The organism is Streptomyces sp. bgisy027 (assembly GCF_057710365.1).
Genome location: NZ_JBYIVZ010000049.1, coordinates 59602 through 73674, shown reverse-complemented (window position 1 = coordinate 73674; position 14073 = coordinate 59602). Strand labels below are relative to the sequence as shown.

10 protein-coding genes and 2 pseudogenes are annotated in these 14073 nt (G+C 67.0%); 4 read left to right on the top strand and 8 right to left on the bottom strand.

The window, feature by feature from the left end; translation table 11 throughout:
- Nucleotides 1–935, bottom strand: a 935-nt coding sequence (locus tag AC3ETA_RS37025) for an asparagine synthase-related protein (protein WP_432197272.1), incomplete at its 3' end; no start/stop codon positions are given.
- Between AC3ETA_RS37025 and AC3ETA_RS37020 the strand changes: the two genes are divergently transcribed.
- Nucleotides 914–1303: an NsdA family TPR-like regulatory protein gene (locus AC3ETA_RS37020; protein ID WP_488187214.1), complete on the top strand. Its 390-nt coding sequence runs from the start codon at nt 914–916 to the stop codon at nt 1301–1303. The two genes, AC3ETA_RS37025 and AC3ETA_RS37020, sit on opposite strands and share 22 nt — an antisense overlap.
- Nucleotides 1304–1405: 102 nt before the next feature.
- Here AC3ETA_RS37020 and AC3ETA_RS37015 read toward each other — a convergent pair whose 3' ends face one another.
- From AC3ETA_RS37015 to AC3ETA_RS36995, 5 genes and pseudogenes are all read right to left on the bottom strand, one after another.
- Nucleotides 1406–1807, bottom strand: coding sequence for a hypothetical protein (locus tag AC3ETA_RS37015; protein WP_432197271.1), 402 nt, complete (start codon nt 1805–1807; stop codon nt 1406–1408).
- A 113-nt stretch (nt 1808–1920) separates the two neighbouring features.
- Nucleotides 1921–2289, bottom strand: coding sequence for a hypothetical protein (locus AC3ETA_RS37010; RefSeq protein ID WP_432197270.1), 369 nt, complete (start codon nt 2287–2289; stop codon nt 1921–1923).
- 170 nt (nt 2290–2459) lie between these two features.
- A pseudogene (locus AC3ETA_RS37005) lies at nt 2460–2675 on the bottom strand (helix-turn-helix domain-containing protein); the annotation flags it as partial.
- Nucleotides 2676–2710: 35 nt separating this feature from the next.
- Entirely contained in the window at nt 2711–3049 is a 339-nt protein-coding gene (locus AC3ETA_RS37000; protein ID WP_432197269.1) for a helix-turn-helix domain-containing protein, read from the bottom strand.
- On the bottom strand, nt 3046–3429 hold the full coding sequence (locus AC3ETA_RS36995; protein ID WP_432197274.1) for a type II toxin-antitoxin system RelE/ParE family toxin: 384 nt from the start codon (nt 3427–3429) through the stop codon (nt 3046–3048). The genes AC3ETA_RS37000 and AC3ETA_RS36995 overlap by 4 nt, the downstream gene beginning before the upstream one ends.
- A 444-nt stretch (nt 3430–3873) precedes the next feature.
- On the opposite strand from AC3ETA_RS36995, the pseudogene AC3ETA_RS36990 reads away from it, so the two are divergent.
- From AC3ETA_RS36990 to AC3ETA_RS36980, 3 genes and pseudogenes are all read left to right on the top strand, one after another.
- Nucleotides 3874–5253, top strand: a pseudogene (locus AC3ETA_RS36990) (replication initiator); the annotation flags it as partial.
- Nucleotides 5250–5438 (top strand): helix-turn-helix domain-containing protein, encoded by a 189-nt coding sequence (locus AC3ETA_RS36985; protein WP_432197268.1) that lies wholly within the window; start codon nt 5250–5252, stop codon nt 5436–5438. The pseudogene AC3ETA_RS36990 and the gene AC3ETA_RS36985, both read left to right, overlap by 4 nt.
- Nucleotides 5438–6718: a tyrosine-type recombinase/integrase gene (locus tag AC3ETA_RS36980; RefSeq protein ID WP_432197267.1), complete on the top strand. Its 1281-nt coding sequence runs from the start codon at nt 5438–5440 to the stop codon at nt 6716–6718. Before AC3ETA_RS36985 ends, AC3ETA_RS36980 begins: the two co-directional genes overlap by 1 nt.
- Nucleotides 6719–6820: 102 nt before the next feature.
- Here the strand turns inward: AC3ETA_RS36980 and AC3ETA_RS36975 are convergent, their stop codons facing one another.
- Nucleotides 6821–7093, bottom strand: a complete 273-nt coding sequence (locus tag AC3ETA_RS36975; protein ID WP_432197266.1) for a hypothetical protein — start codon at nt 7091–7093, stop codon at nt 6821–6823.
- Entirely contained in the window at nt 7094–14050 is a 6957-nt protein-coding gene (locus AC3ETA_RS36970; RefSeq protein ID WP_432197265.1) for a polymorphic toxin-type HINT domain-containing protein, read from the bottom strand.
- Nucleotides 14051–14073: the final 23 nt, after the last annotated feature.

Here is a 14073-nt window from a genome sequence, read left to right as displayed (position 1 = left end):
GCGAGTACATCGCACAGCAGATCGGGAACGAGCGGCGCAAAGTCGGCGTTCCTCCTCGCCTTGGCGAGAGCCTTGCCGTCAACGTAGCCGAGGTCCACCAGGATGGACTCCCTCAGCAAGTCGTCCAAAACCGCCAAGCCGGAAAACCGCAGTCCCTTCTCCAGGACGGCCAGGAAGTTCTCCGGTTCGGCCGGCGCGGCCACCCACTCGGGCAGCCCGGCCCGTCTGATCCGTTCGCGGAACAGCGCCTTGCCGCGCTTGTGCTCGTGCGGTAGTTGCTCCATGAACCGCACGATCCGTGGGTGCGCGAGCGGGCTTACCGGCCAGATTCCGGCCCGGAGGAATCCGGGGTTGTGCATCCCGAACGCCATCAGGGTCGGTACGGGCAGCACTGGGATGGGGGCCAGGTGCTCGTTGACTTCGGCGAGCGCTCGGACTGCTCTGTTGCCGAGCCACGGCACGGGTTTTGGCGTCGGCAGTTCGGCCTGTGTCCTGGAGTGGTGGGCGTTCACTTCGTCTCCGCCGCTGCCCGTGAACATGACCTCGCACCGCAGGGCGGCTGCTTGCTCGCGGACGACGTCGAACGCCTCCTGGTAGAAAGCCCCCGCAGGATCGTGCGGCCTGCGCAGAGCGCGTACGCCCCCGGGCCAGAAGGGTGGGAGTTGCATGGCGGGAGTGGCCGTGTCCCGGAAGCCGCAGTACTCCACAAAGGCTCGGCGCCGCTCGCCCTGTTGCCTGCCAGTGCTTCCTCCCACCAGCAGGCCGAAGCTGTACACCTCGGGGAAGCGGGCTGCTTTCACGGCCAGGGCGACGTTCCCGGAGTCCGCGCCGCCGGACAGCTCAACCCCCACGCATCCGGTTGCCGTCGGCGCCTGGCGGATCACGTCGGTCAGCAACTCGTCCAGAGCGCCGAGTGGATCGACGCCGGGCCGCACGGTTCGGCTCGTACGACCCTTCTTCGCTCAACTACCACGTCAGCCAGGTACGGCACGAACTCGGTGACAAGGCCGGAGCCGTCGAAGCCATGCAGCAAGCGGACCGGCTCCGCCCCAGCGTGTACCAGCGCACACGAGTACACCGTCGTGGCCTGCTGGCCGAACATCAGTCGGAACTCGGCCACCTGGAAGCGGCCTGCGTCACCTGGCACCAAGCCCTCGACGACTACCCCAAGGTGCAGTCCGGCCGCGCCGACGATCGCGTGAAAGCGATGCTCGGTCTCTTGCGCCCTCATATGAAGAACACGACGGCACGCGACCTGTACGACCGGGCACGGGCGCTCGCGCCACCGTCGCTGGTCACCTGACCCCCGTCGCACCTTCAAGCTCAGCCGCAGAAAGTCAGCCACGACGGCGGGTCCGCCGAGAGACCACCCGCCACGTGTGCTTCCAGCAACCCCGCACCGGCCTCAAGCACGCCTCTCGGAACTCCGGTCGTCAGCGTCCACAGGCACGCGCGCCGCAGTCACTACGCCAGAGAACGAAACCTCCACCACAATCCGATCACCGGGAGAATAGATCCAGAGTTCCGGCACAGATTCCGTAATCTCTGGCAGGTGAGAGATAGATGATTCGAGCCCCATCTCCACACTCGGAACTGCCAGGCTCTCCCAGAAGAAGATTAGGCTGTCAGCTTTCGGGGCGAACTGCTGAATTACGGCGCTCAGCTCGATGGAATCCGACTCCATCGAGCAGAGCACCAAATCATCAGCCACCGCGCCCCATTCGATCCCACCATCAGAGTCGCGCGGGTAACGGCTAAGGCTTTCACGCTCGTACTGGAGATGCTGGACCAGGCTCAGCAACTGCACCCCTGGCCGCCCGACCCAAGCCAGCCGTCGATCACCCTGCTGATCTGAACGAACCACTCGGACCATGGATCGAGGCAAAAGGTCCGGTCTGGTTCCGTATACACCTTCGAGCGTCACGAATTACCGCCAAGCATTCTCGCGAAGTCGTCTTCTGTGCCATTCCATGGCACGGCCCACTTACGCGCAGAGTCACCTTTACCGACTTCCACGTTGATATGCGGACCCTGCACCGGGTCATAGTCCATCCTGAACCTCTTGAATTCACCGTTCACCCGAGTGGTGAACCCCACTACCTTGCCGTAGGTCGTCGGCGAAGATTCGAGGCGGCCAATGTACGGCTGCCGGGTCGCCGGATCGATGTCACCCAGCAGGTCGAGCGCCTTGTTCCGGGCTTTTTCGAAGCTGCCAAAGCTATCCAGGACAACTTCCTTACATGCCCCTCCGGCATTGTGCACCAATACCGGCGTCGCCCCCGCCAGCACATAGTACGTGTGCAGGCCAGGCCGCTCGCACCTGCAAGTTTGCTGGTCAGCGGGTGATTTGACTATCGCCGGATGTTCGTGCTCGTGCGCTGGAGTCTGCTGGTGTTGCCGTCACTACTGCCGTCGGTGGTCTACATCGCCTGGGGAATTCCAGGAATTCCGAATGCGTGTCAAGCGGCTTTGTCGTGCGGGGTGAGGCTGATGGTCAGGTCGGCGCCGAGAGCCTGAGCCAGGCGGCGCAGGAGGGGAAGCGTGGGCACGGTCCCGCCACCCTCGAAGCGGGAGATCTGCGGCTGCTTCATCCCGCACCGGTCGGCCAGCTCGGCCTGGGACAGCCCGAGCTCGATGCGCCGGTCGTGGACGAGCTGCCCGAGCTGACGGGCGAGCGCGGAAGGCGGGTCCTGCATGGTTCTTCCCCGCCTCAGGCCGCTGGGGCGACGATGGTGACGGTGGGCTCGTCTCCGCCGGCGAGGTGCACATCCACCGTGAGGTCCAGTGCGCGGGCCAGGCGCATGATGACCGCGATGGGCGGCAGCTCGGTGGCCGTCTCGATGCCTTCGATGTCATCGACGTCGACGTGCATGCGCTCGGCGAGATCGGCCTCACTCAGACCCAGCTCCTTACGCCGGTCGTAGACGGCCTTGCCCAACGTCATGGCGAGGCCCGCCTCTTCGTAGACCCGGTCGTACTCGGGGTCAGCGTCCAGGTGTTCGCCCAGCAGCCGACGGTGGCGACGGGTCCTCCATTCGCTGTGGTTCATCGAGACTCCTTGAGGTTGCGGCTGTAGAGGTCGTGCTCAGCAGCGGCTTCATGCTCTGCCTCGCACAATCGCTGTGCGGCGTGCGCGCGGTCCACTTCGGCCTGCTCACGCATCCTGGTCTTGCGGAACACGGTGAGCAGCACGACACGTCGTCCGGGCGCCAGCCAGTAAGTGATCCGCTGATTGGCATCGCCCAGGCGGAAGCGCAGCTCGCGGAGCTTGCCGCCCAGGTGGCGGGAGTGCGGTTCGTCGAGCGTGGTGGGCTGCTCGGCGAGCAGGTCGGCGACGCGTTCGGCCTGCTTGTAGTGATGGGCGGGAATGTTCTCCAGCCACAGCCGCACCTCCGGCTCGATCTCGATCGAGTACCGTCCGCTGTCCATATCGCCGATGATATATGGCACGGGGTGCGAGAGCGCGAATACGTAGTTCAGGTCATTTGCCATCGCCGCGACCGCAGCCGCGTCGCACCCCGTACTCCCCTCTTCGTCCTGATGCCACGGCGCCACCCGCAAACCAGCGGCAACCTGCCGAGGCGGCGCAGGATCGGCTTCTTTCGGCAGGATCGGGCCCGAGCGGGAGAGGCGGCGTACGGCCAGGCTGGTGCGTCGCCCAGTCTGGCGGCGCGGGGCCGGGGCGGGAGGAGCCGGCCCCCGACGGGCGGCCGGGAGCTTCGCCCCCGACGGAGGCAACGCCGACCACCGCGCTCGGCGAGTCCGGCGGCGGGCGTGAGGGTCGGCCCCCTGGTCGGCCCTGTGCCTGCGATCCGGCCGTAGGACGGTCGTGGGCGACAACTTGCTCCGCCAAGAGCCCCGTTACGGTCAGCCCTGCTGGTCCGCTGCGGCAACCGCCGTGCCACCCGCTGCCCCGCCTGCTCCACCGTCTACCGCTACGACACCTACCAACTCATCGCCGCCGGCCTGCGCGGCGGCAAGACCGTCCCCACCAGCGTCGCCGCGCACCCGCGCGTGTTCGCCACCCTCACCGCACCCGGCTTCGGGCCCGTCCACAACCAGCCCGACACCGGCCGCTGCCACTGCGGTCAGGTCCACCCCGACGACGACCCGCTCCTCGGCACCCCGCTCGACCCCGACCGCTACGACTACGCGGGCGCGGTGCTGTGGAACGCGCACGCCCCAGCCCTGTGGGCCCGCTTCACCACCCACCTACGACGAAAGATCGCCAAGGCAGCGGGACTGACACAGCGGGACCTGCGCCACCACACCACCCTCTCCTACGCCAAGGTCGCCGAATACCAAAAACGAGGCCAGGTCCACTTCCACGCCGTCATACGCCTCGACGGACCCACCGGCCCCACCAGCACCCCACCCACCTGAGCCACCACCCAACTCCTCAACCACGCCATCCACGCCGCCGCCGCACGCACCCGCGTCGCGCATGAGGGGCAGCCCCAGCAGCCCGCTGGGGCCCCGGTCGGTGACCGAGCCGACCGGTTGGTGTTCCGGTTCGGGCGGCAGATCGACGTCCGCGCGATCCGCGGCACCGACTTCACCGGCGACGGACCGGTCACCGACCGGCACGTCGCCGCCTACATCGCCAAGTACGCCACCAAGGGCGCCGAGACCACCACCGGCACCCTCGACCGCCGACTCCGCCTCCTCGCCGAACTCGCCACCCACGACATCACCGACCACGCCCGCCGCATGATCCACACCGCCTGGCACCTCGCCACCAAGCGCCGACACGCCCACCTCCGGCTGCGGCAATGGGCCCACATGCTCGGCTTCCGCGGCCACTTCTCCACCCGCACCCGCCACTACTCCACCACCCTCACCCACCTCCGAGCCGAACGCACCGCCTGGCGAACCAGCCACCCTGACACCCAGCCCCCGGCCCCCGCCTCGGCTCAGCCCCAGGCCGATCAGACGGACGGCAGCCCAGTCGGTGACCGGGCCGGACACCCCACCGACCTGGCCGCCGGTCACCGCAACATCGACGGTCAGCGCGTGAACTCGGACACCACGCTGGTCATCTCCCACTGGCAGTACGCCGGAACCGGCCTCCTGCCCGAACTCGAACACCTCGCCGACCTCCTGGCCGCGACGCGACAGACCCGACCCGGACAACCGACCCCAACCCGACGCTCGGACTGCGCCGGTGACCGCGCCGGTCACTCCGCCGGTCACCCGGTCGGTCACTCCACTGATCGGCCGACCGGTGCTGTCCGGACAAGGGCCGTCGCGTGACCGCCGGCACGGAACTCCTCACCGTCCCCCAGGTCATGGAACGCCTCCAACTCGGCCGCACCGCCGTCTACGACCTCCTCCGCACCCGCCAGCTCGCCTCCATCACCCTCGGCCGCGCCCGCCGCATCCCCACCCACGCCCTCACCGACTTCATCCACACCCGCCTCGAACAGGAAGCTTCCTAATGACCACCCCGCGCTCCGCCTCGTCCCGCCGCAGCCGCTCCCGCGCCAACGGAGACGGCACCATCTACCAGCGCAAGGACGGCCGTTGGGAAGCCGCCGGATACGTCCTCGCCCCCGGCAACACCCGCAAGCGTGTCCGCGTCTACGGTGCCACCCGGAAGGACGCCCTGGCCAAGCTCGCCGAGAAGATCGCCGCCAGCAACCTCGGTCTGCCCGTCGCGGCGGCCGACAGCACCGTGAGCGCGTACCTGACGTACTGGTTGCACGGCGTCGCCGTCCACCAGGTCCGGGAGAACACGCACACCCGCTATGCCGCGTGCATCCGACTCCACCTCACCCCCGGCCTCGGCACGAAGAAGCTCGCCCGGCTCACCGCCCGCGACGTCCGCACTTTCCTCGACAATCTCCGCACCACCTGCCAGTGCTGCAACCAGGAACGCGACACCGGCCGGTTCTGCTGCTGCGCCATCGGCCAGTGCTGCGGCAAGCGGCTGTCGCCGCTGACCGTTACCTACGTCCACTCGGTCCTCAAGTCCGCCCTTGAGCACGCCGTCCGCGAGGACGACTTGCCCCGCAATGTCGCCCGAAACGTCAAGACCCCCACGCCCCGCCCCCGGCGCTTCAAGCCCTTCACAGCGAGCGAGGCACTACTGTTCCTCCAGGCAGCCAGCGGCGACCGGCTCCACGCGCTGTACGCACTCGCCCTTCGCACTGGACTCCGCAAAGGCGAACTCCTTGGCCTGCACTGGGAAGACCTCGACCTCGAAGGCGGCACAGCCACCATTCACCGCTCCCTCCAGCGCACCCCGACCAGCGGCCTGACCGTCCTGCACACCAAGACCCGAGCTTCAGAACGACGCATCGCCCTCCCCACCGAGTGCATCCGCTCGCTGAAGAGCCATAGGGAACGACAGCAGGAAGAGCGCCAGGCCGCCGGAATGGGCTGGACGAACAGCGGGCTCGTCTTCACCACCCCGACTGGCAGCCCTCTCGACCCCGCCAATCTCACCCGCCGCTTCGGCCTCCTCCTCAGCCGGGCAGGGCTCCGCCGCATCCGCTTTCACGACCTCCGCCACTCGACCGCGACCCTGCTCCTGGAACAAGGTGTCGACCTCGTCGTGATCAAGGAGCTTCTCGGACACTCCCACATCGGTGTCACCGCTGGCGTCTACGCCCACGTCCGACTCCGCCTCCAACGCCAAGCCATCGACACCCTGGGTCACGTCCTCGGCGCGACCGACGACCCCGACGCCTCACCTGCAGGAGCCGTCGTCCGCTGACGTTGCCGTCAGCGTTGCCGTCAAACGACCATGGGTGGGTCCTCGGCTCGGAAGCCGAGGGACCCACCCATTCCTCTACCAAAGCGACCTGTTCGAATCTCGCTACTGCAGGAGCACGCGCATTCGCCGCGCGATATCAGCCGCCTTCAGCCGAACCTGGTCATCACTCAGCAGGTCAGGCATACCGATGCCGGCTGAGTCGTAGTCGTGCGCGACATAGAAAAGATCTGTCGCCGCCTCATATTGCCCGGCTGTCGGATATGGGCCGCCGTACCCCTTGTACAGGGGAAGGCATACGAGAGAGAACTCTGAAGGAGAGATTCGTCCTTCGGATACAGCCTCCGCAAGTACCAAAAAGGGTTCCAACGTCGCCATTTACAGCTTCCCTTGCATGGTCAGGTACCAGAACTGATCTGAAGTCACATCCGATTTCCAAGCTCCAAGCATCTCGCCCGACTTAATGTCCACCGAAACGTGACGCCCGGTGTTGAGATCCACGTAGTGCCGGGCAGGCGTCCCGCGATACGTTCCCGCGATCTGAACGTTCCCTGGATCCCTAACGAAGCCTTCCAAGGCGTTCACGAATGCCTGCTTGCTCGCCTTGCTCTCTTTCGCAGCGACCCCGAAGTCGGCAGCGTGTTTGAAATGATGAGGAACCCTGTTCGAATCGATCCATACGGATCCGCATCCCGGACCTGAGTTATGAACCAGGACCGGCGTCTCGCCCGCCAGCACATAGTACGTATGGAGGTCGTCGACGGTGAGGTTATAGGTGGTGGCGTGCTGGGTGTAGGGGCGGTTGGCAGTGACGATGACGGTGTCGCCCTCGTCGGTGAGCAGGGTCATGCCAGGGGTGAGGCCTCCTGCCTCGACCCAGTCGTGGTCGGACGGTGACCAGAAGGGGTGCTCGTGAGTTGCGGTGAGCGTCTCGATGCCGTCGTCGGTGGCGATGGCGAGCTCGTTGAAGTGCTTGTCGTCCTCGGTGCGGATGAGGCGGGTCACTTCGCGGGGGCCGGTTTCACCGGTCTCGGGGTCGGTGGCCTGGACAGTGTCGCCGAGTTCGATGTCCTCGATATTCTCGGTGGTGCCGTCGGCCATGAGGACGTCGGTGCCGGCCAGGAAGCAATTGCAGCCGCCAAGACGTCCCTTCGATGACTTCCCCAACCCCAGGCGACTGCCCACCCCATCGGCGTATCCCCGGCCGAACATTTCCAGGAAGTTTTGTCGGTTCAGCGGAAGTGAGTTCAGGTCATCCGAAGAGACGGGTGTGTCGCAGTCGAAGATCAGACACGGGCCGAAGTTGTCGATGGCTGCTTCGTCCCAGCCGTAGAGCCACATCGTCCATTGAGAGTCATTGATGGGCCCGTCGAGGGTTCCCTGATATTTCATCATGGCCTGATGAAATTCTTCGCGGCTCACCGTCTCGGCAGTGCGCACATAGGGCAGGCCCTGTTCGTCCGCAGCCACGGTCGCGTAGTACGCAATAGTGGATGCCTCATCCAGGTCACTCTGACTTGCCGTGCCCGTCCCAAAGGCTGATACCTGCTTGGGAGCCTTGGTGATGTATCGCGTCGGGTTGCTGGATGACGTGCCGGTTCCACCGATGGGGTAACCCACGCCGCACTGGTCGGGGCGGCACAGACCGGTGGGATCGGAGTAGGTGACGGGGTTGTTGGCAGCGTAGCTGTAGCCGTTGAGGGATTGCGGGTCGGTGGGGGCGAGGACGGGGTCGACGCTGAGGAACTGGCCGAGTGTGGGGTCGTATTCGCGGGCACCGATATGGGTCAGGCCGGTGGTGATGTCGCGGGTCTTGCCGAGGAAGCCCTTGTCGTCAGGCCAGGCGGTGGCATCGCCGACCGGGGTACCTCGGTCGGCGCCGAACGGGCTGGAAAACCGCTTGGTGTAGGCCTGAGCCGAATCCGGGCCGATGGCCAGGGTGGATGTGCCGTGGTGGTCACCGGCCAGGTAGGTCAGCTTGTTGGTGCCCGATTCGTTCGAGCGCATCGCGGCAGTGATGCCGCTGGCTGCGTAATACCGCTGGGCCCAGGTCGTTCCGTCGGCACGCAGGTGCAGTTCGGTCGCTCCCGCGTACAGGACACGCTCACCCCCCGCGGTGACGCGAATCAGCAACGATCCGTCAGCGCCGTACACGTAGTCCGTGGCCTTGCCCGCTTCGGTGAGCTTGGTCAGCTTGCCCTCGGCAGACCAAGTGAGGTCCTGTGTGCTGGAGACGCCGGGCCGCTTGGTGGTGTTGCCGGTGGTGTCGTAGGTGTAGGAACGCTGGGGGCTGGCGCAGTCGGACCCGGTGGTGGTGCCGGTCAGGGTGTGCGGCTGGGAGGTGTTGGTGTAGCAGTAGGTCGTCTTCAGGTTGCCGCTGGTCTTGTGGACTGTCTCGTCAGCCCGCTGCCCGGCGTCGTTGTAGGTGTAGCTGGTCCAGTACGGCGCCGGACCCGACAGTGAGGACGCGCTGCGAGTGTCCGAGCACTTCTGCGAGGACGGGGTCCATGCCTCGGTCAGGCGCTGGTGGCCGTCGTAGGCGAAGCACTGGGTCTCCGCGCTGCCGGCGCCGCCCAGCGTGGTCGGGTCGGATATGGAGGTGACGTTCCCGGCCTGGTCGTAGCCGTAGTTGAGGTCCTGCAGCATGTACGGATGGGTCTGGTCCGTGACATGGCTGCGCAGTTGGCGGCCGGTGCCTTCTTCGAAGCGGTTCGTGACGTAAAGGCTCTTGTTGCCTGTTCCGCCCGTGCCCAGCGTCAGCTGCTGCGGCTGTGACAGCGCCGAGTAGGAGACGTCCAGCAGGTAGCCCGTCGCTCCGCCGAAGTCGGTCAGGTTACCCAGGGCGTCGTAGCCGTAGTCGATGAGCTCCGACGGCAGGCCGCCCATCGCGGGCTCTCCGGTCAGTCTCAGCGTGCCGTCGAGGGCGTAGCTGCTCTCGAAGGCCAGGGTCGCCGACTCGCCCGCCTGCACGAACGGGTCGTTGTCCGGCAGTTGAAGCTGGGTGCCGGTGGCCCGGCTCAGGCTGTCGTAGGCGGTGACGGTCTGGGTGTAGGCCTGCCCTGTCTTGCCGCCCTCGTAGCGGGTGGAGGAGGTGGGCTGGCCCTTGAGGAGCGTGTCGTAGGTGTAGCCGGTGAGCTGGTTGGCGTCCGTCTTCGAGTCCGACCAGGTCCCCGTGATACGGCCCAGCACGTCGTACGCGCTCAGGATCGACTTGCCGCGGGCATCCGTTGACTTGATGACCTGGTCGAGCGCGTTGTAGTCGCTGGTCGTCGTGCCCTTGTCCGGGTCCGCGGTACTGATCTGGCGACCGAAGAGGTCATAGCCGTACGTCCACTTGGCGCCGTCCGGGCCCGTGATCGACTTCTGCTGGCCGTCCAGGGCGTACGTGAAACTGGTGGCCGCGAATGAGGCGCCGGGGCCGGTGCCGAAGGCGGTGTCGGCCGGGCTCTCGCCCGCGTACTCGCGGGACTCCGTCGTCCGTCCGCGTACGTCGGTGATCGTGCGCTTGGCCGAGCCGCCGTCCAGCGCGGTCGTGGCCACGGAGTCGCCGGTGTAGCTCGTGCTGGTGGACCACTTCTTGACGCCGTAGACAAGCAGGGTGCTGGTCGTCGCACGTCCCGCGCCGTCGAAGGCGATCTGCGTCTGGGTCGGCGCCTCGCCGTACTCGGCACGCGTGTACGTGCCGTTGGGCGTGCTGGTGGTGTCGAAGATGTCGGCGTACGTCTCGTAGGCGAGTCCGCGTGTGTCGTAGCGCGTGTCCGTCAGCAGCCGGCCGCCCTGCGGTGTCGGCGACTGGGTCTGGAGGGGGCGCAGGAGGGAGTCGTAGAGCGCGTAGCCGGTGTTGTAGGTGTCGCCGTCCTTCTTCAGGGTGGAAGTCGACACCCAGGACGGCTTGGCGTTGTCCAGGTGGTAGGCGAACTTGGTGTTCGGGGCTTGGCTGCCACGGACCCGGTTCGGCAGCCACACCTCGGTCAGGCGGCCGAGCGCGTCGTAGTTCAGCTCGGTCTTCTTGAGGTTGATGTCGTAGCTGCGCAGGGTCAGACCCCGGCGCGCGTCGAGGAAGCCGACCGACCTGTACTGCTGGGGATCGGTGGTGATCGTCTTGGTCAGCGGGCCTGCCTCGGCGGGGGTGTACGCCGTGGACGTGGTGTTTCCTGCCGTGTCCGCAATGCTCAGCGGACGGCCGAGCACGTCGTACGTCGTCGCAGCGACTTTCTGCCAGCCCGTCGGCATGCGGTCGCCGTTGAGGTCCGCGGTGGTCGCGTAGCCGGTGGCACGACCGGTCCAGGTCGCCTCGCCCTTGGTGGGCTTCTGAGTGGCCGACCAGCCTGTGGCGGCTGGGTTGTCGTAGGCGACGGCGGTGTCGGAGAGCACGTCTCCGCGGGTGACGGAGGTCGCGGGCAGGGAGAGCGACGTGTCCGCCGTCGTGCAGGTGCGGGCGACGGTACGGTTGCGAGAGACCAGGCCGGTGATGCCCAGGTCGGTGTTGCGGGCGTACCAGGTGCGGGTGCACGTCTCGTCGCCGCTCAGGCCGCGCTGCCCGTAGTCGTCGTAGCTGCTGACCATGCCCAGCGTGTCATGGTGGGCCGTGGCCACATGGGTGCGCCAGCTCGCGGAGCCGGTGAGGTAGGTGCTGGTGTAGGTGGTGGTGTTGCGGACCCATTGGGCGAGATGGTCGGCGGCGTCGGGAACCGTCTGCTGCGCGGTCTGGCGGTAGGTGTAGTTCTTGAAGACGCTGCTGATGGGCTGGCTGCCGTTGTAAGTGACCTGCTGGCGCAGCGCACCCTTCCAGCGGTCACTGTCATTGACCGCGCCGAAGTCCACGTCCGTGTCGAGCAGCGGGTCGACGGTCACGGACTTGGTGGTGCCGTCCTTGTTCTTGTCCCCGTGCATGCCCTGCAGGTACAGCGAGACCGTCTTGGAGCGGGTCACGTCCGTCGCGCCGGTCCACGTGGTGACCTTCCGGTAGCCACGCCAGTCCGACCAGGTCCGCTCGTCCTGCGGTGTGAAGGGGTCGTCGTTGTAGTGCCAGGCCGCACCGCTGTAGGCGTAGGCGTGCTCGACCATCTCGTTGCCCGCGGTCGGGTCGGAGACGCCCACGGCCAGCACGCGGTACTTGTGGAACCAGTCGACCGAGGCGTTCTCGGCCCCGTTGATGTGCCAGTACTGCGGGTAGCAGGAGCGGGTGTTGGTGTCCTCGGCCGCGCCGATGACCTGGCTGCGCACGCACTCCGGCGATGACAGGGTCACCGTGGTGATAGCGCCGGTCTCCGAGGTGACGGTGGAGATGCGGGGACGGGTCAGCGGCAGGATGTCGTCCGTGGCGTCAACGCGGTTGGGCCGCATCTGGTACGTGAACGAGATCGGGTCGAGCGTGATGCTCGTGTCGCCGGCCTTTCCGGTGCGCTTGAGCGACTTCAGTGTCAGGACCTGGTCGGAGCTGTCGCCAATGTCTCCGCCGTCCAGGTACTGCTGGGTCAGTGCCCAGGAGTCGACCGCGTCGTAGGCGTCGCTCGTGGCGTCGTACGAGTACGTGTTGACGCCGGTCACGCGCTTGCGGGTGAAGAAGGACGGGCCTGCGGCGTCGCACTCGGAGTCGTCCTTCGAGCAGATCGCGTCGAACGGCACGTCCGGCCAGTTGTCGGCGGTGTCCTCGGTCAGGCTGGAGCAGTCGGAGGCGGTGCAGCGCTCGGCGTAGGAGAAGGTGACCTTCGCGTCCGCCTTGTCGGTGAACAGGGCGCCCTTGCGCAGGCCGTACTCGATGCGATTGAGGTATCCGCCACGTGTGTACGAGGCGTTGGCGGTCTCGGACTTGTTCTTCTTGTAGTAGTTCGATTCCTTCGTGTACCAGTACGTGGCCGCGTTGCCATGGGTGTCCTCGACATAGTCCAGGCCCCACCGCCACGCCTGGGTCACCGCACGATCGGCGAAAGCGTCGCCGCCCGTATAGCCGGGCTCGCCCGAGTCGTCACCGAACACCGGCACGGTCCAGGTGGAGTTGGTGCGCTGGGTGCCCGCGCCGTCCAGCTTGTTCAGGCCGAACACGTACTTGGTGCCGTCACCGGTGATGACGGTCCAGTACTCACCGTTGTTGTCCCCGTTGTCCGCCCCGGTGGACCGCGTGACCTTCGAGGCGTCGTCGTCCTCCAGGTGCCACTGGCCGCTGTCGCTGTCCTTGACCAGGCGGGTCGACTTGCCGTTCAGGACCAGGCGGGCGTTGTCGTACTTCCAGCACTGGTCGAAGACGTCCGCGTGTCCGTCGTCGTCACAGGAGGCATAGCTTCGCTCGATGTAGGACTCGGTGAGCGCGAAGCCCTCGCCGACCGAGGTGCCCTGGTTGTTGGTCGTTGCGGTACGGCCGTCCACACTGCCCGAGTCGTACGACAGCGACAGCGGCGGCGTGGGACCAGCCGCGGCGGGCGGCATCGTGAAGTCGTGCGACCAGGTGAAGGCCCCCGAACTGCCCCCGGCCTGCCACGCAGAGGACGCCGACAAGGGCGTGGCCGAGTAGTTCCCGCTGCCGTTGGGTGACTGGCCGGAACCAGTGGCGGCGGCGGTGACCGCGAGCACCGTCGCTGACGAGGCCGTGCCGTTGGCGGAGCGCAGGAGCTGCGCGGACGTGCCGCCGGTCGTCTTGGCCAGGCTCACTCTTGCCGACACCGACTGCCGCGCCATGTCGTTGTCCGACTTCAGCGGCTGCTGCTTACGACACTCCGGCTTCTGCGGAGTCGTCAGCGCGCACCCGGGCAGCCGCACGAGACGCAGCCGCTGCGACCATCCGCCGCCAACGGCCGACGCGAAGTCGCCGTATTCGACAGTCACTTCGGCCGTTCCCGCCGTCTCAGCCTCGGCGGTCAGCACGACGCCCGTGACGCCCGCCTTACGGGCAGCCTTCTGGTCCAGCACGGTGATCCGCGCTTTGCCGCCCGCCACAGCCTTGTCCTTCGACGACGGGCTGACTGTGACCGGCACCCCGGCAGGAGATGCCTTCCCGGCTCTGCCGTCGGTGAGACCGAATCTCGCCTCCCCCCGTCCGGGCCAGGCGGCCTTCTGCTCCGCCAGGGCGCGCCCCGCCTGGGCCGCGTTGGCCTTCCTGTCCCGGGCGACCTTCTGCCGGGCCTTCTTCGCGCCCGGCCCGTCGAAGGCCACCACCTTGCTCGCCCGGGACTTGGGCACGTCGGGCCGCCCCAGGCCACCCGGCTCCCCGGCCTCGGCCACCTGCGCCCACCCCAGAGGCACCACCAGGGCCAGAGCCAGCGACTGCACCAGCAGCCGGCCAGTGCGGTGCCGCGCGACCTCGCGACGTTTTTTTGAGGTGCCTATGCCAAAGGCCATCGTTTCTCGTCCCACCCAGTCCC

Coding starts and splice junctions, on each gene's coding strand:
- AC3ETA_RS36975 (WP_432197266.1), bottom strand. CDS start 7,093: ATGGCGACGTTGGAACCCTTTTTGGTACTTGCGGAGGCTGTATCCGAA.
- AC3ETA_RS36995 (WP_432197274.1), bottom strand. CDS start 3,429: ATGGACAGCGGACGGTACTCGATCGAGATCGAGCCGGAGGTGCGGCTG.
- AC3ETA_RS36980 (WP_432197267.1), top strand. CDS start 5,438: ATGACCACCCCGCGCTCCGCCTCGTCCCGCCGCAGCCGCTCCCGCGCC.
- AC3ETA_RS37000 (WP_432197269.1), bottom strand. CDS start 3,049: ATGAACCACAGCGAATGGAGGACCCGTCGCCACCGTCGGCTGCTGGGC.
- AC3ETA_RS36970 (WP_432197265.1), bottom strand. CDS start 14,050: ATGGCCTTTGGCATAGGCACCTCAAAAAAACGTCGCGAGGTCGCGCGG.